The 22903-nt window shown below is 48.8% G+C and carries 18 protein-coding genes; 6 read left to right on the top strand and 12 right to left on the bottom strand.

Annotated features, from left to right (window positions below; genetic code table 11):
- Positions 1-14: 14 nt before the first annotated feature.
- From EKM73_RS07125 to EKM73_RS07100, 6 genes are all read right to left on the bottom strand, one after another.
- Positions 15-1076, bottom strand: coding sequence for a DUF916 and DUF3324 domain-containing protein (locus EKM73_RS07125; RefSeq protein WP_125701274.1), 1062 nt, complete (start codon positions 1074-1076; stop codon positions 15-17).
- 120 nt (positions 1077-1196) lie between these two features.
- Positions 1197-1958 (bottom strand): WxL domain-containing protein, encoded by a 762-nt coding sequence (locus EKM73_RS07120; protein WP_125701273.1) that lies wholly within the window; start codon positions 1956-1958, stop codon positions 1197-1199.
- Between the two features lie 464 nt (positions 1959-2422).
- Positions 2423-3958, bottom strand: a complete 1536-nt coding sequence (locus EKM73_RS07115; protein WP_125701272.1) for a hypothetical protein — start codon at positions 3956-3958, stop codon at positions 2423-2425.
- A 207-nt stretch (positions 3959-4165) separates the two neighbouring features.
- The gene (locus EKM73_RS07110; RefSeq protein WP_125701271.1) at positions 4166-5011 is read right to left on the bottom strand and encodes a GRP family sugar transporter; all 846 of its coding nucleotides are present in this window, start codon (positions 5009-5011) and stop codon (positions 4166-4168) included.
- 281 nt (positions 5012-5292) lie between these two features.
- Positions 5293-6318 carry an Rrf2 family transcriptional regulator gene (locus tag EKM73_RS07105; protein WP_125701270.1) on the bottom strand — a complete coding sequence of 342 codons (1026 nt, stop codon included), beginning with the start codon at positions 6316-6318 and terminating at the stop codon, positions 5293-5295.
- Positions 6319-6486: 168 nt separating this feature from the next.
- Positions 6487-8757 carry an ATP-binding cassette domain-containing protein gene (locus EKM73_RS07100; RefSeq protein WP_125701269.1) on the bottom strand — a complete coding sequence of 757 codons (2271 nt, stop codon included), beginning with the start codon at positions 8755-8757 and terminating at the stop codon, positions 6487-6489.
- Positions 8758-9363: 606 nt separating this feature from the next.
- Here EKM73_RS07100 and EKM73_RS07095 point away from each other — a divergent pair.
- The gene (locus EKM73_RS07095; protein ID WP_125701268.1) at positions 9364-9882 is read left to right on the top strand and encodes a DUF1440 domain-containing protein; all 519 of its coding nucleotides are present in this window, start codon (positions 9364-9366) and stop codon (positions 9880-9882) included.
- Positions 9883-10652: 770 nt separating this feature from the next.
- On the opposite strand, the gene EKM73_RS07090 is transcribed toward EKM73_RS07095, so the two are convergent.
- Positions 10653-11195, bottom strand: coding sequence for a MarR family winged helix-turn-helix transcriptional regulator (locus EKM73_RS07090; protein ID WP_020090473.1), 543 nt, complete (start codon positions 11193-11195; stop codon positions 10653-10655).
- 246 nt (positions 11196-11441) lie between these two features.
- Between EKM73_RS07090 and EKM73_RS07085 the strand changes: the two genes are divergently transcribed.
- On the top strand, positions 11442-11693 hold the full coding sequence (locus EKM73_RS07085) for a hypothetical protein (RefSeq protein WP_225421334.1): 252 nt from the start codon (positions 11442-11444) through the stop codon (positions 11691-11693).
- Between the two features lie 426 nt (positions 11694-12119).
- Here EKM73_RS07085 and EKM73_RS07080 read toward each other — a convergent pair whose 3' ends face one another.
- The 3 genes from EKM73_RS07080 to EKM73_RS07070 form a co-directional block, all read right to left on the bottom strand.
- Positions 12120-13580 (bottom strand): DUF4097 family beta strand repeat-containing protein, encoded by a 1461-nt coding sequence (locus EKM73_RS07080; protein ID WP_125701267.1) that lies wholly within the window; start codon positions 13578-13580, stop codon positions 12120-12122.
- A 2-nt stretch (positions 13581-13582) separates the two neighbouring features.
- Positions 13583-13933: a PadR family transcriptional regulator gene (locus EKM73_RS07075; protein ID WP_125701266.1), complete on the bottom strand. Its 351-nt coding sequence runs from the start codon at positions 13931-13933 to the stop codon at positions 13583-13585.
- Between the two features lie 225 nt (positions 13934-14158).
- Positions 14159-14551 carry a cytidine deaminase gene (locus EKM73_RS07070; protein WP_125701265.1) on the bottom strand — a complete coding sequence of 131 codons (393 nt, stop codon included), beginning with the start codon at positions 14549-14551 and terminating at the stop codon, positions 14159-14161.
- A 181-nt stretch (positions 14552-14732) separates the two neighbouring features.
- Here EKM73_RS07070 and lepB point away from each other — a divergent pair, with 181 nt between their 5' ends.
- The 4 genes from lepB (at position 14733) to EKM73_RS07050 (ending at position 19497) form a co-directional block, all read left to right on the top strand.
- A complete protein-coding gene (gene lepB, locus EKM73_RS07065; RefSeq protein WP_125701264.1) occupies positions 14733-15317 on the top strand; it encodes a signal peptidase I in 585 nt (194 codons plus the stop codon).
- A gap of 226 nt (positions 15318-15543) precedes the next feature.
- Positions 15544-17196, top strand: coding sequence for a glycoside hydrolase family 13 protein (locus EKM73_RS07060; RefSeq protein WP_125701263.1), 1653 nt, complete (start codon positions 15544-15546; stop codon positions 17194-17196).
- A gap of 11 nt (positions 17197-17207) precedes the next feature.
- Positions 17208-18533 carry an SLC45 family MFS transporter gene (locus EKM73_RS07055; RefSeq protein ID WP_125701262.1) on the top strand — a complete coding sequence of 442 codons (1326 nt, stop codon included), beginning with the start codon at positions 17208-17210 and terminating at the stop codon, positions 18531-18533.
- Positions 18534-18555: 22 nt separating this feature from the next.
- Entirely contained in the window at positions 18556-19497 is a 942-nt protein-coding gene (locus tag EKM73_RS07050) for a LacI family DNA-binding transcriptional regulator (protein ID WP_125701261.1), read from the top strand.
- 214 nt (positions 19498-19711) lie between these two features.
- Here EKM73_RS07050 and EKM73_RS07045 read toward each other — a convergent pair whose 3' ends face one another.
- Both EKM73_RS07045 and EKM73_RS07040 read right to left on the bottom strand, forming a co-directional pair.
- The gene (locus tag EKM73_RS07045; RefSeq protein WP_125701260.1) at positions 19712-21406 is read right to left on the bottom strand and encodes an oleate hydratase; all 1695 of its coding nucleotides are present in this window, start codon (positions 21404-21406) and stop codon (positions 19712-19714) included.
- Positions 21407-21769: 363 nt separating this feature from the next.
- Positions 21770-22852, bottom strand: a complete 1083-nt coding sequence (locus EKM73_RS07040) for a helix-turn-helix transcriptional regulator (RefSeq protein WP_125701259.1) — start codon at positions 22850-22852, stop codon at positions 21770-21772.
- Positions 22853-22903 lie beyond the last annotated feature (51 nt).

Below are 22903 nucleotides of genomic sequence, written 5' to 3'. Positions count from 1 at the left end.
CGAGACTGCCTCTGTTACTTCTCTTCCTCTTCTTCATCCTTACGTCGCTTACGCCGAATCAGGTAAATAATCAACAGAATCAGGAGTACCAAGATTAACATTGCTAATGCACCGAGTCCGACTAGTAACCAGATATTAGGGCCCTGATTATCTACTGAATTCTTGTTATACTTGTTGGCTTGGGCCTTAGTAATTGTAAAGTCACGATCGAATACCCACTCATGATCCGTATTCTTCACAACCATGTGGAGATGGTAATGCCCTGCTTCCAGCGCCGTCTTCCCGTAAAGCATTGGGTAAGCGTACGTTGTGTTAGGCGCCATCTGAACATTTTCTTGTTTAGCCTTTTGCACAACCTTACCACCGTCACGATTGGTAATTGTTGTAGTCGTCTTGAGGTTAGGAATCATCACTGCAGTTGTATTACGAACATCTGCAATAACCCCTCGGTGATAGTTACTTAACCCCGCGCCAACCTTACCCAAACTCATTGATGGGTTGGGAACTTTACCCAACGTATACTTCATCCCAATAACATAGGAGTATTGACTCTTCATATTGCCTGCACCCTTAACGGTACCGGTAACCTTGCTGTCGGTCCGTTGGAAATACCAACCACCGAGAATTACGCCATTAAAGTTAGTCTTGGGAATCTTAACGTTAGCCGTAACTGTCTTGGAACTCTTAGCAGGAACAGTGATTGTGCTCTTCCCTTGGATCTTTGTAATGTCACTCATTTTATAGCGTAATGAGGGATCAAAAGTCTTGGTCGATGTCACATAGTTGATTGTACCAGCTGAACTGGTCCAAGCTGTATGAATTGCCGTCTTAACAGTGATATCCTCATTTGTAACGTTATAAACCTTAACCTGAAGCTTTTCCGTCTGATTAGAATTCATTCTCAAATCGAAGAAAGAATTCTGTTTATTGATTTGATTACTTGGTAACTTTGCGGAAACACTGTAACCAACATTATTCGAAGCTGCTTTTACGTTATCCCCTAATGAAAATAACCCGCCACAAATAAGTCCCACTACTGCCAGCAAAATTAACCGAATCCGCTTAAGTCCTAACATCCCTACACCTCTGCCTTACCCTAGTTAATGCAACGCCTATAATATCCTTATAATACTACATTCATAAGCAAAAAGGTGTTCATTCGCACAGAATGGACACCTTTCATCGCATTTTGATAATTAAGCACCTGGGGTGTCGCTCAAGGTCCAGTTTAATTTACCAGTGTAAGTACCAGTTGCTACGTTGGTAGGAACGCTCAAAGTAACTTTAGAAGGATCCAATTGCATAGTAGTCACACCAGCACCGTTACCGGTCTTAGCAGAGTAAATAGTACCTGGCGTACCATCGAGTGCCAACGCACCTGTATCGGCCTTGTCAATCGTTGAACCGTCTGCAACAGCCGAGTTCCTAACATCAGCTCCGACACCGTTTAAATCAAGCGTAGCGCCTTTAAGGTCACCAACTTTGGAATCAGTTAATGGTGAACTGTTCACTTGAACCGTCCAACCAGCGTTATTACCACGCGTATCAGAAACTTCAGAAATCAGGTTTTTGTTAGTAGCAAAGGCTTCATTAGATACTGTCACAACGTTAGTAGAACCATCGGCGTTCTTGCTGCCATCGTTGATAGTTTGAGTTGTACCGTCAGTTTGTGCCTTCAGTGGTGTTGCAGCTGAACCGAAGTCAATGCTGTTAGATACATACAGGAAAGTTAAATCCCCTGATACGGTAGCACCACCGTTACCACCAGGATTGCTTGGATCAACTGGCGTACCAGGATTGTCTGGGTCAACTGGCTTAGTGTTGGGATCTGGCTTGTCGAAGTGGACGGTACTCGTCGTTACACCTGAACCTGTAGTTGCCGCGTTGGCCGTAACTGGTGCAATGGCCCCCAATAATAATGCACTTGCTAATAAAATACTGCTTACTGTCTTCTTCATAATTAAGCACCCCTCATTTTGTGTTTAAATCCCTCAAAGTCCCAACAACAGATATATTTAATAATTTCCGATGCCCCTTAACCACTAGTCACCGCAAAGACTGGCTTCACTTAGTTAATGGGGAATCATTTCGTAACCGCCTCCTAGTCGGTAGTTACGCTTTACTAAATATGTAACAAGTTCATTATAGCGTGGGAAGGTCTGCCTGTAAATAGTTTTTTTGATAAAAAGTGAAACTTTTTTAAAAAAAATGCAATTTTGCTATAAAAACCGTTATATCAGGGCATGTAACCGCTAACTAGTTAGTTAGGGAAACTTATTTTACCGCTAATTTGTCAGCATTTTGACAGATGTGGCTAAAAATTAGTCAGGTGATAAGGCATGTCGCCCCATCGTCATTGACCTGGCTAATATTTTAGCAAAAATCCACAAAAAAACGGCCCTATCACTGGGACCGTTATCAGTTAATCTTGTGATTTTAAAAGCTCGTCAACTAGCCGTTGCGTCACGGTAGACCGGCCCTTCTGCTGATCCTGAACGCGTAGATAATACTGGTGGAGGGCTGATAACGTCACCGCCTCCGTCGCCGCGGGTAAGGCATACAGTCGATGATAAGCGGTTGTAACCGTTATCAGGTCGTCACCCCCGTGAACGAGTTGCCGTAATTGCCGCGGGGTCACGTGATTCTTCCGCGCTGGTACCCACCCGGTCGCCGGCTGCTGGGCGAGACGTTGCTGGAAAGCCTGCGTCAGCGTAGCCGGCCAAGTCGCCGGCAAAGCATGTCCGGCCGTCAGTTGTGCCCTGAGCGTTGCCAACTGGGGATAGACTGCATCCGGTACCTGCCGCCCCTCCCACGTCTGTTGCAGGCGAGCCAACCGTTCCTGTCGCTGCGCCGTGGTCAAGTCAAACCCCACCGCTGCGTTGAAGACATCATCATCCCAATCGCGTTGACGTTGCGCCGCCAGCCGGCGCGTAATCCGGTTCAGGTCCGCCACCAAATACCGGGGAACAATCTGTAGCCGGGCGGCCTTGATCTGACCGGTCCGGGCAAATTCCGTGGCCATCACACCCAACTGATAGGAATTGACCAGTTTGCGCAGCGCGACTGGCATCTTAATTGCTGCCAGTTCCTGCTTGAAAACAGCCAAGGTCAGGTGTTGCGTCAGAAGTCCCGCGACCGCCGTCAAATACTGACGATAATCTGCGGAATCTCGCAGTTGACGTTCCGCCGTGGACTGCGCGGTGTTGGCCGCCTCCCACGCCGCCTGTTCTTCCTTAGCCGCGAGGTCCTGTTCCTGTCGTCGCTTAGCTTGAACCTGTACAGCCACAGCCGTCGCGGCATCTCGATCCGCCGTTTGAAGCTGATCGTACTCCGTCAAATACGGTGCTAACTGCTCGTCTGGCAGCGTCTGCGACCGGTGGCGTAAGTAACCTGTAACCGTGGATTTCGTCCCGTTATGGACCCACCGTTGCCGTCTACGGTGCTGCTGTGGCAGATTAGGCAGGGCGTCTTTGGTCCACAGAATCTCCGGTACCACTGGATAGTGGTCCGTGAGTGCATCGTACTGAGCCACCGCGTGGAAGTTATCCTCGGTGGTAATGGCCATCAGATATTGCATTTCATCACTCATAAACTTCTTCACGCACTCCGAGCCAACCAGAATTTCATGGTCGGTCGCCCGCAACACCACGTGGTATTCGTAGCGGACCGGCTTGTGGCACAGCGCACAGTGGTGCCAGTCGGTGCGATTCTCGCTGGGATTGATGGCGTAAGGTAACCGCGCCAAGAGTTTCCACGCCAGGCTCCCGGTTACCAGCCAGTCCACCCGCTGTTCGGTGATGACCTCGCGCGCCGACCGCGTCAAAAAGTCACTAGTATCCTTGACTGTTGGATGCTCGCGTAATAACGGCAGAACGCGGGTCAGTTCTGGTAAGGCCAACGCGGGCTGGGTCAATTGGAGGAACCGGTTCTGCGCCGGTGTAAGGAGCGTGGTTGCCATGAAAAACATTTCCCTTCTACGTTAAAAGTCGTTCCATAATCATAGCATATTTCGTTGAAATGGGGAACGTACGTTTTGAAAATAAAGTATTTTTACCACCTGGGACTATACTTTTATCAAAAAGATAGTCTCAGGTGGTAAATTTTGTCGCCAAAAAAGGATGAGCACCAGCCCACCCTTTACTAAAATTCAAGACAAACTGTTCTATTAGATGTGGACCATCATCACGGCTCCACCAATCAGAATTGCCAGACCAATCGCCTTAGGCACCAATTGCTTCAGGTTAGCTTCCTTCAGGACGATCACGCCGAGCAGGGTGGCAACCACCACGTTCAGTTGGGTCAAAACAAAACCGTTGACCAGCCCATTTAAACTCAACGACATCAGGTAAGTCCCCGCCGCCACGGCGAAGATGAACCCCGAGGTGATGTTGCGCAGGCCCCAGGGATCTTGCCCCGGAATCCGTTTGCGACCGATAACGTAGATCGTCAAGGCGCCGGCCATCATCCCCAGTGTCTGTGGAAGGAAACCGTTGAGCCCCTTGGCTACCGTGTAGTGCGGAAACCCAGAATACCCCCAATAACCGACACAGGTGACCACCAGCATGGCGTAGGCGCCAAGGTCCTTGCGTGACACGTGAATCACACCGTTACTGATCATGACCCCTGCCAGAATAATCAGGAGGGCAATCACGCCCAGCACGCTGTCGTGCCAACCGACCCATTCGCCGAAGACCCAGCCACCAATCAGGGAGTTCCCGATGATCTGAAGCGCCGTAGAAAATGGCACCGCATTATTGACGCCCAGTGCGCCGTAACCCCAGTACTGACCGCCTTGCCCGATACTCCAGCAGATTCCGGAAACAAAGTACAGCAGGAAGTCCGTGAGGCTATAATCGTAGTGAAAAATGAGCTGTAAAACAATGGCGCTGATCACGCCCCCCACGCTGGTTCCCAACAGTTGTTCCGTCCAATTGCCGCCGGTTTTACCCTGCATCCAAATGGGGAGAATCCCCCAAAATAACGCGGGCATCAGACCAATGACGATGTTCATCCCGATCACCTGATTTCTAACTTCAATAAGGTTAATCGTACGCCATTTATGAAAGCGCTGTCAATGATGATTCGATAAGTTTTCTCGTGAATCTTCATTTTGACTCATCAACTAGTCGAAACTCCGGATAACCTTTAGGCTCAGTAGTCATGGCGCTTGCTTTGATTCTTTACAGCCTACTCTCACCAATATCTTCCATTAAAAAAACTTACATTATTAAACAACGCATCACCTATCCCATCAATAGCTGATGCGTTGTTTCGAATTATTGTATCTATCTGCTACTTCACTGGATTGACAATATCCCAGTGCTCGGCGATTAGATTGTCTTCTACTCTGAAGAGATCGTAGTAGGTCTTGTCAATGCCCTCCGCATGGCCCTCGGAGATTGCTAGCGCGAAGTTACCATCGGCGATAACGTGATCGATTGCCGTGTAGATAGATTCTTTGCCGACCGACTTCAACATCTGGACCCCCTTCTTGACGGTTTCCAATCCATCGGGAATCCCAACGTGATGCTGGATATAGTCCGCACTCATGTATGCATCAGCGTGTTCGAGATGGGGACCATTCATGAGCGTGGCATTAATCGTGTCCGTAACCAATTGCCGAGTCTCCTCAGCCTTAAAGTTGGCATCAATCATCACGGGACCATCTAATTGTGTGTGACCTGAGGGCGTTGGTGTTTCCAAGTAAGGTGTTGCAGTATGCAGCTGTTTTTGCACCGTATCACCCGCGAATTGAAAAACGTCAAAGGTCACACTCTGGACACCGTCCGTCGTGGTCAGCGTATGCAATGCTAACCAGTCACCGTCCAGCAAGGTCCGAACGACTTTGACCTGCGTGTTAGCCTTTTGGAGTTCCTGCAATGCTAAATCGATTTTTTTCATAAGGGGTCCCTTCTTGGCATTAGCCTGCGCGAGTATCTGAGCAATCATGTCGGCAAGGGTCGTCTGACCCAATTGTTGTTTTACTTTTTCAGTCAGTTCTTGGTAGTAGTCCCCAAGAACAGATTGGATATTGCCACCGACGATACAGTTTAAATTCGTATTAATATCAACATTCAGTAGCTGATGATCGTCAACTGCCTGATAAATTGCGAGTAGCGAAATATCCTCCGGTGCCTTCAATAAAGTGATCTTGGAAACACCACGCTGCGTGCTTACCAATCCAGCTTGTTTGAGGTCACCCACCAGCTGGCGGATCAAAACGGGATTCGTATTCACGCTCTGAGCGATTTGCGTACTACTTAGATTTTCCTTTTCTCTAATAGAGAGCAATGCCAAGGTGTGAATGGCATCACTCATTCGGGTATTGAGCCGCAAAACGAGGCCCCCTTCGTGTATTCATTGTTATTACATGATTAACTATATCTCGTCTGACGTGTAATGTCAATAAATACATCTCTGATTTTAAAAAAAGCGGAGGCTCTATCTGAAATAATATATTAAATTTTATAAAAGCCCCCGATTCATCTAGTTCTCACCCAACCAAGCCTTCAGCGCCACCCCAGTCCGAGAATCCGCATGCGTAATGGCTTCCCGTGGTGTACCGCTGTACTGGATATGCCCGCCGTAACGCCCGGCGTCTGGACCCACGTCAATCAGCCAATCTGCCTGACTGATCACTGCCAGGTTGTGCTCAATGATAATCAGGGAGTTGCCCGCCGCGACCAAGTCGTTGAATAACTTCATCAGGCGCGCCGTATCCTTCAGGTGCAAGCCGGCCGTGGGTTCGTCTAACAGGTAGACGGTTCCTTGCTTGCCCAATTCAACGGCTAGTTTCAACCGTTGGAGCTCACCACCCGACAACGTCGTCAGGGGTTGGGCCAACGTCAAATAACCCAGACCGACGCGGTCCAAGTTCCCCAACTGACGCGCCAGCTTCGGTGTGTCCTGGAAGAAGTCCGCAGCCGCCGTCACCGACATCTGAAGTACTTCGGCAATCGTCTTGTCTTGGTAGTGATACTGCAGGGCTTCCTCGCTATAACGTTTGCCATGGCAGAGCTCACAGGTCTGAACGACCGGGTCCATGAACGCCATGTTGGTGATGGTAACGCCCTTCCCCTTACACCGGGGGCAGGCGCCCTTGCCGTTATAGCTGAACATACTGGTGCCGACGCGGCCGTTCGCCTGGCTAAAGAGCTTTCGAATCTCGTCCAGAATTCCCAGGTAGGTGGCCGGCGTCGAGCGAATGTTGATACCGACCGGCGTCTGGGCCAAATCGATATAGTCTTCCTTTAATTGCCGTTTGAGTGCCGTGACCAATGATGATTTCCCGGAACCCGCAACGCCGGAGATGACCGTCATCACGCCTAATGGCACGTCCACGCTCACGTCCTGCAAATTGTTCTCGTTGACGTGTCGCAGTGCCAGCACGTGTTCGACCGGTCGTTCGGGGCCCCATTCGTGCGGCCGCCGCAACCAGTTGCCCGTCAGTGTATCCGAGTCCAGCAATTCCTGATAGGTCCCGGTAAACGTGACCGTTCCGCCGCCTTGACCGGCCTGTGGACCCATTTCGACCACGTAATCGGCAAACGAGATCATCGCCGGATTGTGTTCGACGACTAGCACGGTGTTGCCCTTCTCCTTTAATTTCGTCAGTGCCTGCTTGATCAGCTGAATGTCGTGCGGATGTAGGCCCACACTGGGTTCATCCAGAATGTAGACCATGTCGACCAGCGCACTCGTCAAGTACTTGGCAATCTTGATACGTTGCGCTTCCCCGCCGGACAGCGTGCTAGTGCCCCGATCGAGCGTCAAATATCCTAGACCAATATCGACCAGCGACTGAATCTTGGTGGTCAACTCCCGCACCACGTCGGTCGCCAGCGGTGCGGTAATCGCCCGCAAAAAGGCCAATACGTGGCGCAAATCCATCGCGGATACCTCGGCAATATTCTGGCCGTTGATATGGTTCGTCAAGACTTCCGGCTTCAACCGCGTGCCGTGACAGACGGGGCACGGCTTACGCGTGACGATGGCCGCAATGGCATCGCGATGGTGTTCAGCTTCCTTTTTGCCGATAACCGACCGCCGAATTCGCGGCACGACCCCCTCGTACAGCGCCGTGCGGGGAAAGCCTTCGCCCGGATGCTTCAACGTCTGTTGCGGTGCGTGCATCAATAACTCGTATTCTTCGGCCGTGTAATCCTTGATGGGCTTGTCATCATCAAACAGCCCACTCGTCGCATAACGCCGCCAGCGCCAGGTGTCTGGTCCGAAGCTGACGAAGGTAATCGCCCCTTGATTGAGCGACTTCTCCGGGTCGATCAGCTTGCTTTCATCGATGTCGTCGACGTAACCGAGCCCCTGACAGGCCGGACACATCCCCTGCGGTAGGTTAAAGGAAAAGCTGTCGGAATACCCGATGAACGGCTTGCCGATTCGCGAGAATAGCAACCGCAACAACGAGTAGATCCCGGTATAGGTCGCCAACGTAGACCGTGCATTCTTGCCCAGTCGCTGCTGGGCAATGACGATGGCCACCGGCAGATGATCGATGTGCCCCACGTGTGGCTGTCCGTACTTTGGTAAATACTGTTGGGTGAAGCTGGGAAAAGTCTCGTTAAGTTCCCGTCGCGATGCCGCCGCAATCGTGTCGAATACTAGGGAAGACTTGCCGGACCCCGATAGCCCGACAAACACCGTTGTCTGATACTTGGGCACCCGGAGACTCACGTGGTGCAGATTGTTTTGGGTGGCGTCTTGAATATCGATATAGCCTTGTTTAAATGTTGGTTGCATACCCGAACTCCTTTCGTCTTATGCCGTTTCCTTTTGGTCGTTAGTGCCTGTTCCCTGTAAGTACTATCCGTTCTATAATGAAATACCTAAATTTTGATGCGTCCAAATTCATAAAAATTTGCTTATCAGCACAACATCATTTAGATACGTAGCATTCGCAAAAGCCTGTTAAATTATGTTTCAAGAAATCACTAATGCTATGATAAAATTAAACAGCTATTGGCGTTGCATCCAAAACCTAAAGTGGGGGTGGAGATAATGAATAATAAACCGGTGTTTGATGGGGATCAGTTCGGTTGTGTTGCGTTAATTGTTTTAATCCCACTATGTTACTTCTTAATTAAGTTGTGGCTTAGTTTCTTCGCGTATCTGTAAGAGTGTTGGCCAGGGCTAACGCTTTTATATTTTAATCTCTCACCTGCGCCACGCTTTAGACAACAGCCGCCATGAATCCAAGAAACATCCCCACTTACGACCCTACCCAACTACCTTACCACACTCTAAAATTGCACCAAAGTTCAGCGACTCGCAAGCAAATTTGCCCAAACTCTGGCGCAAAACGCTTATACTCAAACTTGTGATTATAACTACCAAGGAGGAATTTTAATGTCCTTATTTAAGAAACATCCACTCGATTTACCCGCCGCTGTGATTGCCGGCGGCGCTGCTGGCATTGTGTCCGGTCTGGTCAAGCTTGGCTGGGAAAACGTCCTGCCACCTCGGACTGAGGAACGCGACGCGACGAATCCCCCACAGACGTTGTTGGAACAATTCGGCATACCGGCCAAAGTGACCCACACCACCTACACGTACTCCGGCCACAAGTTGCCGTGGGTCAGCTACGTGATTCACTTCGGATTCTCGACAACCTTCGCCGTGCTCTACCAAATCGTCGGTGAAAAGTTACCGCTCATCAAGAAGGATGCCGGCACCTGGTTTGGTCTGACCATTTGGATTGCCTTTCACGTCGGCCTGATGCCAGCGATGGGTACCGTTCCCGCCGCCAAGGACCAACCAACGGAAGAACACGTCTCGGAAGCCCTCGGCCATATTGCGTGGATGGTCACCAACGACCTTGTCGGCGCGGAGGTCTACCGGCGGCTGGTGGCTGAGAAGCATAACTAGCAACTATTGAAACGCCAGACTTACTGAGCTTATTTTACTGACAATCCTCTGGTTAGCTCCAGAAATCAGCAACACTGATTTCCCCATATACTTATTACTAATGTAAAAATCGGGAAATTTGTCTCATTATTTTTGAAATCAATTTAAAAGTCCACCCATCACTTAGCGGAAAACGTTGCTAGTGGTGGATGGACTCGATTGTAAGGATGACTTACTAACTGAATGGGACACTTAAAATTTTGAAACGTATACTTGGGCAATGCTGACCCAATTGGATTGATGACTCATCCATACTAAACTATCTGCCTTTGATTGAAAATTTGTGGCCTGCGAAACGCGTTCCATAACTCAAATATCAGCCTGGTATAGATTGTTCATGGTTACTCTGTCCTAGTTCGTCAAATTGACTCTCACCAAGATGTTCGGAAATATGCGGCCTCCGAAACGTGTTCCACAAACCAGACTCCTGCGCTTAGAAAGCTAAGTGACTCCTGTCCGGCATAGCCGTTAACGGGTACTCTGGCTTAGAGCTCCAAACTTTCTCTCGCCAGAACACTTGGGAAACTTGCAGCCTCCGAAACGAGTTACGCAAGCCAGATTCTTCCGCTTAGCAAAATAAGGAACTCCTGTCCGGCATAGCCGAACAGAAGCTCCTTATTTCCCTAATGCTCAGAATCTAAACGGCTTGCTTCACTCTCTTTTACTAAAAAAGACAGCACGACCCAGGCCACCTAGCCTGAAATCGTACTGCCTATTCGTTTGCATTAAAATTAGTCACTCGTCCGGCCGCCGTGTGTCCGGCCGCGATTTGAGTTGCGACGCTTATCATGTAAGCTGTCAAAGCCTACGAAACCTGCAGCGACAGCGCGGTCGTTTGCTTGGTGTAAGACCTTGATGAAGTGTTCAGCTTCGTCCTTACCGAAGAAGCCTAACCAGCGGTGGAACCGTTCGTCAGTGGCTTGGGCCAAGTTCCGTTGAACCCGGCTCCCAGCCGCCGTTAACGTGATGTATTTTACCCGACGGTCGTTAGGATCTACTTTTTGCATGACGTAGTTTTCCTTAAGTAATACGTTGACCTGGCGAGCGATAGCGCTCTTGGAAACGCCCTCTAATTTGGCAAGTTCAACCAACGTTTGTCCATTCTTACTCCGGGCAACGTTTTCCATCACCATGAAGGCTTCAAAGGTCAGATTGTACTTTTGCGTCGGAATTGAAACGAAATCCCCGATATACTTGAAGATGTGCATGTATAGATCGTCAAACTCTTTCTTCAATTCTGCTTCCGTTACGTTGTCATTCGTCGTCTCTGTCATTATAAATCCATTACTCCTTCTAGTTTCAGCGCCGGGCGCTGCCTATTAACGTCCTAATTTGCGTACAGCCCACGGGTGTTAATTTTAGTCGAAAATCACGACCGCGTCACCGGTCAATATGAAAAAAGTGGATAACCCTACTTATATTTCACTATCAAACCATCTTATCCAATAAAATTATTTTTAGAGGTTCCCAAAAACGAACACACGTTCTATAATAGAACTAATCATTTAATCAAGGACGTGATGACCATGCTCAGCCAGGCGCACCAACAAATTAAGCAACTACTCCAAACTGCTTACCAAAGAAATCAAATTACTACAATCAATGTTCATGACATTACCTATACGGGAACCGTCGACTTCATTTCACCGGCGACCGTCTACTTGGGATTGGCTGCTGGCCATTCCCGTGAGATTCCCCTAACTCAGATCAGTCAGGTCAAACTGCACCAATTTCAATCTTGGTGGTATCTCTATGATTCTACCGCACAGTAACTCCCTCTAGTATCGCCTCTCTTGGTCAAAAAATAAACCTTTTTTCAACAAATTGTTGGGATTTTATTTACAATTTGTGGAAAACGCTGTCTTTTCCGCTTTTAACCAACTTTTCTGCGATTTTTAAGAACCCAAATTACGGCAAAATTTACCGCATAACCCCCTTGATTATACCGCGCAATCGCCATTTAATTGTGCACCACTTTAATCTGACTGGCCACATTTTTAATTTTGCATAGTTTGATTCGTTGATAGGGTTCAAGCGACGCATCACAAAAATATCACCCTAAAATATAAAGTCCCCCTATACCATTAGCAGTCGCCGATGGTATAGGGGGATTATTTTCGTTATTCTAGTTGCGGACAATCGTCACAGTCTGGTCCGTTAGCACCGTCATCGTCGGGTACAATTGGCAAAATGATACGCTATTCCACGCGAACACTGCCATGGACCGTATCAATTTTAACCGTGGCCACCGGCGTCTCACCAACTGCACCAATCTTATGGTGACTGTCGTCCAACGTCAGTTGCGCCACGCGGGGAACCCGCACCGTACCGTCATCGTTGCGCACGTCAAAGCTATAAGCCTCATTAGCAACTTCAACCTCGGCACTAGCATTGCCGGCAATTTCCAGATTGCTGGTTAGGTCGCTGACCTGCACGCTGACCCGTCCGTTACCGGAACTCAGTCGCCCACCGCCGGCTAGATTCTGAACGCGAATGGCCCCATTACGACTCTTACTGGCTAACTGTCCAGTGAAGCCGTTAACCTTAATCGCCCCATTGCGAGAGTTCAACACAGCATCCCCCGTATGGTTTGCTAAACGAATTGCGCCGTTCGTCGACTCAATCTTCCCAGTCCCCTGAGCATCGTCCACCGTGACCGACCCATTCGTGCTGACCACGCGGTAGTTGAGTGCTGTCAGCTGGTTGAGGCGGACCGAGCCGTTGGTTGACTGCACCTCAAAATTCATGGTTTGGTTGTTAAATGCCCGCACAGAACCATTGGTCGCGCGAATATCGAAGTCGGCGTTCGACCGCAGATCACTGACCTCCAGGCTCCCATTGCCAGCGTGAACCCGGACGTTCCCCTTCAGCACACTGGGAATAAAGATCTCTGTCCGCACGTGCAGTGGCCATAGCCGGGGCCGGTCGCCCTGACGCAATTCCAACTGGGAGCCGTACTGCTTACTACGCAGGTAGAAACGTTCGCTGTCTCGGCTCATGTATTCATTGACCACGATTTCGGAAGCGCTGGCCTGACCAATCTTGACCGCAGCATCGGGATAGTCAATGACAACATCCGTCACATCGGTTACCGCGAAGGATTGCGTGTTGACGAGCCTGAGTGACCCCACGTAAGCCCGTTGTGGCCGTTCACCATTGATTTTAACATCGTCGCCATCCACGTCGATAAAGCCGTTACCCACTGAAACGTGATCGCCGTCGACCTGGACCAATTTGCCCAAATCAACCTTGTCCCCGCCATCAACAACCACGTGATCACCCCAGGTGACCTGATCGTCAGTGATGTGGAGCTTGCCAATCTGCACCCGGGAGTGACTAGGCTCACCTGTATCTGCGTTGGCCTGCGCGTCTGCATCGCCCGACGTCGCATCAGCTTGCTGAAAATCATCCGTCTGATTATCCGCTTGCGCGGTATTCTCAGCTGCGACTTCCTTGAGCAGCGTGTCGATATCCCCAAGTTGGCTCATGGCCTCGTCAATGGCCTTGGTTGCCGTCACGCCTTGATTGATTTTATCGGTCACGGCTTCGGTCAGGTCACCGACCAGTTCCTCTTTTAATTCCGTTAATGCGCGAGATGGCTGGTATTGGCTAAAAAGTTGGTCCAACCGCGTGCGAATCTCCATTGTAATATCGTCCATGCTTAGTCCTCCTCGGTAATCTGACCCGTAATCAATTCATCAATAATCGGCTTGGCAAACTGCCAGGCGGTCTTCTTCTCTGCCAGCATCTCTTGGCCGGTCGCCGTGACGTGGTAGTATTTTCGTCGTGAGCCCTGCGTCTCATCGCCCCAGTAATCGGTCAACGCGCCATTCTTCTCTAATCGGCGGAACACCGTATAGAGTGTGGCCTCGTTCAACTCGTAATGGCCCTGACTGAGCTCCCGCACCCGCTTAGCTACCTGATACCCGTAGCTATCACCCTGCTGTAGAATATTCAAAACAATGGTATCCGTATGGCCCCGGATTAAATCTTTGGAGATCACCTCAGCCATGTTGCCACTTCCCTTCGTCTTTTCTTGATTAGGTCTAATGTATCACACACTACTATGTGTGTCAAAGTAATTTATCTGAAATAGTACTGTGGCGCTATTTTTGCACGGCGGCCATCCTCAGGAACACGACATGTGGGCTTATGGGAATTATCTTTCCCCAATAATCCCTGCAACACAAAAAGGACCGGGATTTTCATCCCAGCCCGTATGTAACAAAACGTTTTACTACTTCAACTCTAGAAAGGCCCCTGGTAAGAGTCCCGCTACCGTCGTTTCGGCTAACGCACCCTTCTGGTTAGTCAAGTAGATGACCGCATCCTGGTCAAAGAACTCACTGATCACCTGCCGGCACGAGCCACATGGCGCAATGGCACCCTCGGTATTGCCAGTAACCAATAGCGCGGTGAACCGCTTCTCTCCGGCTGCAATCCCTGAGAAGATGGCCGTCCGTTCGGCACAATTCGTTGCACCGTACGCCGCATTTTCAATATTGCAACCACCGTAAACCTTGCCGCTGGCACCAACCGCTGCAGCCCCTACGTGGAATTTCGAATATGGAGCGTAAGAACGGTCTAACATGTCGGTAGCAACTTGCAATAATTCTTCTAGCTCTGCCATGATATTTCCTCCTTAGCGTGTGTCTATTAATGCCTCTTAATTGTTGCATAGTTTCATAGAAAGCGCTACCATTTGAACGAAATTTCTAGGGAATTATTTAACTTTTGACTAAACGGGCAACAGATGGGGTGACTCATGGTAAACTGGAAACATCAAACTTACTTAGGGAGCCGTCTGTTAAATGAAAATATTGCGTAATATCTTAAGCTGGGTCGTGCCCATCGTGGTCGCCGTAGCGTTGGTCCTGCTCGTGCGGACCTATGGTGTCGAAGTGGTCAAGGTCTCCGGCGGTTCCATGGAACCCAACCTGGCCGATACGGAACGAATGATTGTGGTCAAGCCACTCAGCGTCAAACGCCTGAGCGTCATCGTTTTTGATGCCTACGGGGAAGATCCCAATGCCGCCAAGAACACGAACTACGTCAAACGGGTCATCGGGATGCCGGGTGACAAGGTCGCCAGCAAGAACGGCTACATCTACGTAAACAATCGGAAAATCAACCAGTCCTTCATCAGCAAGTCTGAGCGAACGACTGGAACTGGTAACTGGACGTTAAGCAGCCTGGCCAAGGAACACAACTGGGCCTACAAGGGCAACGCGGTGCCTAAGGGCCACTACTTCGTGTTGGGTGACCACCGAAGCATCTCCGAAGACGGCCGGGCCTGGGGATACGTCGACGCCGATAAAATCATGGGTGTCGTAAAGGTACCCTTCTGGCAAGGAACTAAGGAACATCGGGTGAATGTGAATGGGATGGCGAGTTAGTTACCTCCTGTAAGCTGTAAAGTCTATAATTAATATGCGGTGCCACCAAGAAAAATTGGTAGCACCTTTTTTCGTTCACAAATACTACCATAGCAGCATTACAAAAGCTTTTTTAGCAAAACTCATGTAACCGTTTTCTTGTTTTTGATTGCAATTTTAATTTTTATGGATTATTATGGGAACGTTCCCACGGAAACGTTCCCATAATAATTAAGAGGTGTTTATCGTGACAAAAGCTAACTGGTGGCAACACGGTGTCGGCTATCAAATCTATCCCAAAAGTTTCTTCGATTCGAATGGTGATGGCATTGGTGACTTAGCCGGTATTAAAGAAAAAATTGACTACTTAGATTCCCTGAACATTGACTTTGTCTGGCTCTGTCCTATCTACAAATCTCCCGGAATCGACAATGGCTATGACATAGCCGACTACCGCGATGTTGATCCGCAGTACGGCTCGATGGCTGACTTGGATATCCTCATTCGAGAATTACATAATCACAATATCAAAATCGTCATGGACATGGTTCTTAACCATTCTTCCGATCAAAACCAATGGTTCTTAGATGCTAAACGTGACATTAACAGTAAGTATCATGACTATTATATTTGGAAAAAAGGGAAAGATGGTGGCACCCCCAACAACTGGACCTCACTCTTCGGCGGCTCAGCCTGGCAATACAACGAAGCTACTGATGAGTACTACTATCACCTGTATGCCAAACAGCAACCTGATTTGAACTGGGAAAACCCACAATTACGCCACGAGATGCATGATATCATCAAGTTTTGGATTAAAAAGGGGATTGATGGCTTCCGTCTAGATGCCATCACCCACCTCAAAAAGCTCCAAACCTTTGAAGATGTCGATAACCCCGATCAAGCCTCACGAAATATCCCCGGTATTGAGGTTTTCCTGCGCGAGCTTAAGAACATTTACGATGACTATGGCGTCATGACTGTCGGTGAGGTCGGCGCCGTCCCACCAGAATCAGCCATTAAGTGGGTCGACCCCGATACGGGCTATATGGACCTTCTCTTCCAGTTCGACCACGTTAACTTTGGTGATGAACATAAGTTTGACTTCGCCACGAAATCCATCCCCACCGTTAAAGAAAAACTAACTGCCTGGCAAAACGCTGCGGCTGGCCAAGGCAATCTAGGCCTATTCATTGAGAATCATGATTTACCCCGTGCCGTTTCCTACTTTGGTAGCGAGGAAAAAGCTTACCGCAACCGCTCGGCCAAGGCTGTAGGTCTCATGTACTTTATGATGAAAGGCACTCCCTTTATCTATCAAGGACAAGAGCTGGGAATGATCAACGACCACATTGAGAGCATCAACGATGTTACCGACATCGACAGCCTACGGCACTACCGAGAAAGAATCCAAGCCGGATACAATACGCAAATGGCACTGCATGAAGTTGCCTTCAAAGGCAGGGACAATGCCAGAACGCCAATGCAATGGTCGGCCAAACCACTAGCTGGTTTCTCTCAGAATACTTCCTGGATCAAGGTCGCCGATTCTTCCAAAACAATTAACGTCGCTGAAGAAGAATTAGATTCGCAGTCGGTTCTCAATTTTTATCGTCAATTAATTCACTTGAAGAAAACAGATGAAACACTACAAGATGGCCAGTATACACTCGATTCCACCACAGCTAAGAACGTCATTGCTTACCGGCGTTTTGATACCCACGCAACTTGGGTAGTCGTTGCCAACCTATCAAATAAAGTTGAGACTTATCAACTTCCACAAGACTTAGCCAATCATACCTACCAAGCTGTCTTAGGTAATAATGGCTGTAACATCCAGCAACAGGATCAATTAGAACTAGCCGCCTGGGGCGCTATCCTGTTAAAATTTGAGAAATAGGAGTGAACAAAATGGAAAAAAGTAGTCTTCCTAAACTTCCCGTCAGCAAAATTTGGCTGATCAACTTTGGCTTCTTAGGGGTTCAAATGGCCTTCTCCTTGCAAAGTTCCAACATGAGCCGTATCTTCCAAACACTGGGTGCGAACCCCAACAATCTAGGTTTCTTCTTCCTGGTACCCCCTCTAGCTGGATTAATCATCCAACCACTGATCGGGAAATTCTCTGACAGAACCTGGGTTCCACACCTTGGCCGGCGGATTCCTTATTTAATCGCCGGAATTCTCGTTGCGTTTACCGTGCTATTATTACTCCCCAATGCAGGCAGCTTTGGCTTCACCTTCATTCAAGCTCTCTGGTTTGGAGCATTAGCCATTACCTTCTTGGATCTTTCCAACAACGTCTCCATGCAACCCTACAAAATGATGATTGCCGACATGGTCGAAGAAGACCAACGGGGTTTAGCTTACTCCATCCAAGGGTTCTTCTCTAACTCTGGTTCAATCTTGGCCAGTGTCATTCCATTTATCTTAACTGCGTTAGGTATCGCCAACGTTGCACCTAAAGGAGAGGTTCCAGCCTCCGTTAAGATTGCCTTCTATATTGGCGCAACCGTTCTGATTCTCTCCTCACTAGTCACCATTCTTCGTGTTCGTGAATATGCTCCCGAAGAGTACAATGCCTACCACCACATTACCAAGGAAGACCTCAAGGAACACAAGAGTTTCTTCACGCTTCTAAAAGAAGCACCTAAGATTTTCTGGGTCGTCTGCGTCATTCAATTCTTCTCTTGGTTCGGTTTCCAATATCTGTGGACCTATGCCAACGGTGCACTTGCCCAAAACATTTGGCACACCAGCAACGCCGCTTCCAGTGGATTTCAAGCTGCCGGTAACTGGTATGGTATCATGTCCGCCGTTCAAGCCATTTCCGCAGTTATTTGGTCCTTAGTTCTGACGCGAGTTACCAATAAATCCAGCAAGCGGGTCTACTCCACTAGCCTGGTTGCCGGTGCAATTGGTTTAATTTTAATCGCAACTATTCATAATAAGTACGCCCTTGTGTTATCATTTATCTTAATTGGAATAGCCTGGGCTTCAATGCATACGTTCCCATTCACGTTAGTTTCTAACTCAATTGATGGTAGCAACATGGGAGCTTATCTGGGACTCTTTAACGGGAGTATCTGTGTTCCCCAAATTGCCGCGTCATTGTTGAGTTTTGCCTTATTCCCACTCGTGGGGTCCTCATTCACCGCAATGATTATTGTTGCTGGGATTGGAATGGCAATCGGAGCGGCAACCGTCTTCTTTGTCAACTCAGACTATTTTGGTAAATAACGTTTGAAGGGACGCCGTTGCCATGACTGCAACTATCAAAGATATCGCCGCAAAAGCCGGTGTATCAACTTCTACCGTATCACGTGCATTGAATGATGACCCCCACATTCTGCAAGAAACTAAAACACGAATTATGCAGGTCGCTCATGACTTAGATTACAAAACCAACTTCAATGCCAAGACCTTAGCCACCGGCGGATCACGTTCCGTGGGAATTATTTTTCCATCCAAAGAACGGTACCAAACCAACCCATTCTATCTGGAAATTATTTCAGGGATCGGGTCCGAATTGAACCGTCGTGGCTTTGTCTCTACGGTAGCCCTTGCCGACTCCACGGATCAGATTATGGAGATTGTTGGCACCATGGCACATCAGGCCCACATTACCAAATACATTTTTCTTTATTTCGAACAGGATGATGCCATCCGCGATTACCTCGATCAACATCACCTAGACTATGTCATTATCGGGAACGACCCGCAAACAAACCGAGTCTTCATCGATAATGACAATCAACTTTTTGGTGAACTAGCTGGTGAAAAGCTATTGACAATGTCAGCAGCTAAACATGTGTTGTTCTTAGAAACCCAACGTAATCTTAAGTTTGAGGAAGAACGTTTGGCCGGACTTAAATCGGTGCTGACCAGTCCTCGAAAAGTGACTGCACTCTCAGTAGACCTCAAGGAGCCTCGTCAGGCATTGACTGACATCCAAAAGAGCCTTGCCGGTGTAGATGGTATTGTTGCCTCACAAGATGAGATAGGCGAATTCGCCTATCAAGCCTTTCTGCACGAGGAGCAGCCGCTCTCAATCGTAACCTTCAACAATCTGTTGCACGGCTTTCCCGATCGTAAGAATATTTATTCGTTCGATCTGAAGCCACGCAAGATCGGTGAGATTGCAGCGCAAAAGGTTTTCGAACTAGAGAATTTTTCCAAGCGGCAATTGTTCTTAATTAAATAGACTGGATTGAATTAAGGAGCTACTAGTCTTGCCATTTGGGCAGATTAGTAGCTCTTATTTATTTGGTCAAAAACTAGCTTAGCCGGAAGCCCACCCTTTGGCTGCAGGCGGTCCCCACAGCGGCAGAATCTCTGGCAGCCGTAGACGACAATTTTTAGACCAAAAGAAAAGCGAGCCCACAGCTCGCTTTTCTCAACTAATTCATTTTAAAATCTTAGCTAAACATCCGCTTAGTTGCCTTCAACAAGGTCTTCGGATCCTTGTCATAGCGTGGTGTATCAACCAAGTTATCCATTGGCACACCAGCGAAGTGGAAGGCCGCAATTTCACCGGAACGGGTAGCACTCTGTTCCGTGAAGATCATCTGGTAAGGTTGTTCGACAAATTCACCAGTGAAGGCTAAGTTCGTGGAATGTGCCGGAATGACTTCAGGCCGGTCGCTCTTAGCCCGGTTGTTGAACAAAGCTGAGGCGTATGGCATGTAGACTGGAATGTTGTTGATGATGCTATCCAGAATTTCGGCTTCATGATTCTTGATGTTGTTGGGACCAGGATCAACCTTGGACAATTGCCCAATCAATTCCTGAGCCATTTCCTTACCGGTCATCTTGATGTATTGCTTGTGGACAAATTCACCTTGACGCCGTGGGTACAGGAAGTAGCCCCAGATAACGGATTCGTTTGGCTTCTGGGTCGTAAAGTGCGGTTGATGGTGAACCACGATCGACATGTTAACGTCCTTTTGACCGAGTGGTGTGATCGGCGTCGTCGACAGGAAGGAGTTCAGTGCGTTCCCAGGAACTTGCGTGGTGATCCGGGTAATTTCGTTCAACAACAGGTGGTTCTTCGTGGTCAACGTGAAGCTGACCCACTCGGAGTTCTTCCGGTCGTCGAAGAATTTATCTGGGGTCCCCAAGTTGTAGAAGCGGTTCGTGGCCTTCTTCCACAGTGCGGCACTGATTCCGTATTCCATGTTTTCACGAGCCGGCGTGTTGTAGTCCCCCATCGTTGCGGAGTCGGTGATCGACCCGTTGGTGAAGATGACTGCGGTATCGTCGTCAATCGTAACCAGTTCTTCGGAGTCGTCTTCCACGTTCTTCACGTGCAAGCCAGTGACCGTGATCTCATCTTGCATCGCACTGTCGGCGAATTCCCAGTCAGTGACGATCCGGTTGGAAATGAAGGTGACACCCTCATCCTTTAAGTAATTGATCAGAGGAAGCATCATACTTTCAAATTGGTTGTAACGGGTCCGGTTGACCCCAACCAAATGTTCAATTTGCGTAAATTCGTAGATCATTTGGTGCATGTAACGCCGGAGTTCTTGAACGGAGCTCTGAATCCGGAATGCGAACGTGGTTTCCCACATGAACCAGAAGTTCGTCTGGAACATGTGTGGATCATCCTTGAAGAATTCAGCAATGGTCATGTTATCCAGCTTCGTTTCTTCTTCGTCCGGCATCAAAACTAATTTCGATAACAGCACGCGGTCCTTGTTGTTCAGACCCAGCTTGCCACCATCGATAATGCCCTTGCCGCCTTCCATCAAACGTGCGATATCGTACGTTCTGTGGTGTGCGTCAAAGTCGCGGGTATCTTCGGCCGCGGTCATGCCCTCTTCGGTCGCCGATGGAATCCGGTCCAGTAAGTCCATTAAATCAACGTACGTCCGGTAATTCAACATCCGACCACCACGAGCAACGTACCCCGTATGGTTGTCTAACGGGTGTTCCTTGTTCCAATATTCATCACTGAAATCGGTCGTTTCGCCACCATCGTTAGCCCCATGCATATCAGCGCCATAAAAAGTAATATTCTCACCACGCCAATGGCCTTCTTGAATCAGGTAAACCGCTGCGGCCATATTAGATAAACCGGCACCGATCATTACTGCTTTTGTCTTAATCATCAAAAACACCTCCGTAGATTCTTTGAGCCCTTTACGCCTTCATTATGCTTGCTTTGTCATGTATTGTAAAGCGTTTACATGAACTAATTAGCAACTTCTAAGAAACGCAAGGAAACCTTAATCTACCGGCCATTGTAACAGGGCGTGTTGTAATTGTAATTATGTGGATGACAATATCAAAAGTTAAAACCTGTAGTGAATCTTACATCGGTAATCGTGGTAGAAAGTGACTTGTTTTCAGTAAATATTCTCACTCTCTGCTGGTTATGCTGTCTCAGCATAACACGTAGGTGGCGGACGACCTAGAACTATCGTTTTAATGTGGCAATGGTCATGATGCAAAACTGGTTAATAGTATATTTATCATCCCCGAATCGCCGGTGCACTCCCCCGCAGATAGGCCAGTGGTGTCATCCCGGTATAGCGTTTGAACATCCGGTTAAAGTAGGTCACGTTGTTAAAGCCGACATGAAAGGCCACGTCGGTCACGGATTCCGGCCGATGGCGGAGGTACTGCTGCGCCATCTGCACACGATAACGATTGATGAATTCAAAGATGGTCTCACTGGTCTCCTCTTTGAAACGCCGTGACAAATAGGTCGGCGCCGCTCCGGCCGCAGCGGCCACATTGGCCAAGCTCAGGTCTTCTTGATAGTGGCGATAAATGAACTGTAGCGCCTGATTGACCTTGCTGCTGTAGTGGTTGTCCCGCCGGGCGGCCACGATTTCACAATATTGGGTCGCCATCTCCGTGGTCAACTGTTGGTAATTCTTCAATGACGGCAACTGTTCGATGACTATAGCGTAATGACTCGACACGCGATCCAGCGTGACCGGACTGACATTGCCACGTTCGGCGGCCAGCCGGCACATCGTATTAAAGACATACAGAATGTTTTTAGCCGAGCGAAGACGCCGATTGGGCACCCGGGAGAAAAATATTTCAATATCACGTACCGACACGGCCGCCGTAATCGCCGTTGGGAGTTGTTCGGCGTCCCCCTGCGTGATCAGTCGCATCAGCCAATTCTGATTCGCATAGCGTTCAGCGATTGCCGCATCATCATCGCTATCCGTCGCTGCCAAATCCACCGTCAATGGCGGGACCTTGATATGATCGTCGTGAACCGTGGCCGTCCACTGCGCACCGGCTAGACTGGCAACCAGGACCTGGGCCAGGCTACGACTTTCCGATTCACAAGGACCGGCAATCAGATAACCGGTGAGGGCGGCCGCCTCAAAAATGCCCACGGCCAAGAAGTCGCCCTGCGTCGTAATCGCCCTTTCGACCTGTGTCGGCTGGGTCGGCAATGTCCGAAAAACCGGTAATGGCGCATCATCTCCGCTCAGCGAGACTGTCATTAACTGCGCATCGCACACCCGCATGCTGACCCCACTGATGCGGGCCAGATTGACACTTAATTGACTGATTTCGGTAAAGGCCACTATAATCACTGCTCCCCTCAAAAATTAAAATAATTTCGATTGAAGTTAAGA

Origin of the sequence: Levilactobacillus fuyuanensis (genome assembly GCF_003946395.1) — a bacterium.
GTDB classification, from domain to species: Bacteria; Bacillota; Bacilli; order Lactobacillales; family Lactobacillaceae; genus Levilactobacillus; species Levilactobacillus fuyuanensis.
Note: the sequence above shows the minus strand (reverse complement) of the source record. Positions and strands in the feature narration are given on the sequence as shown.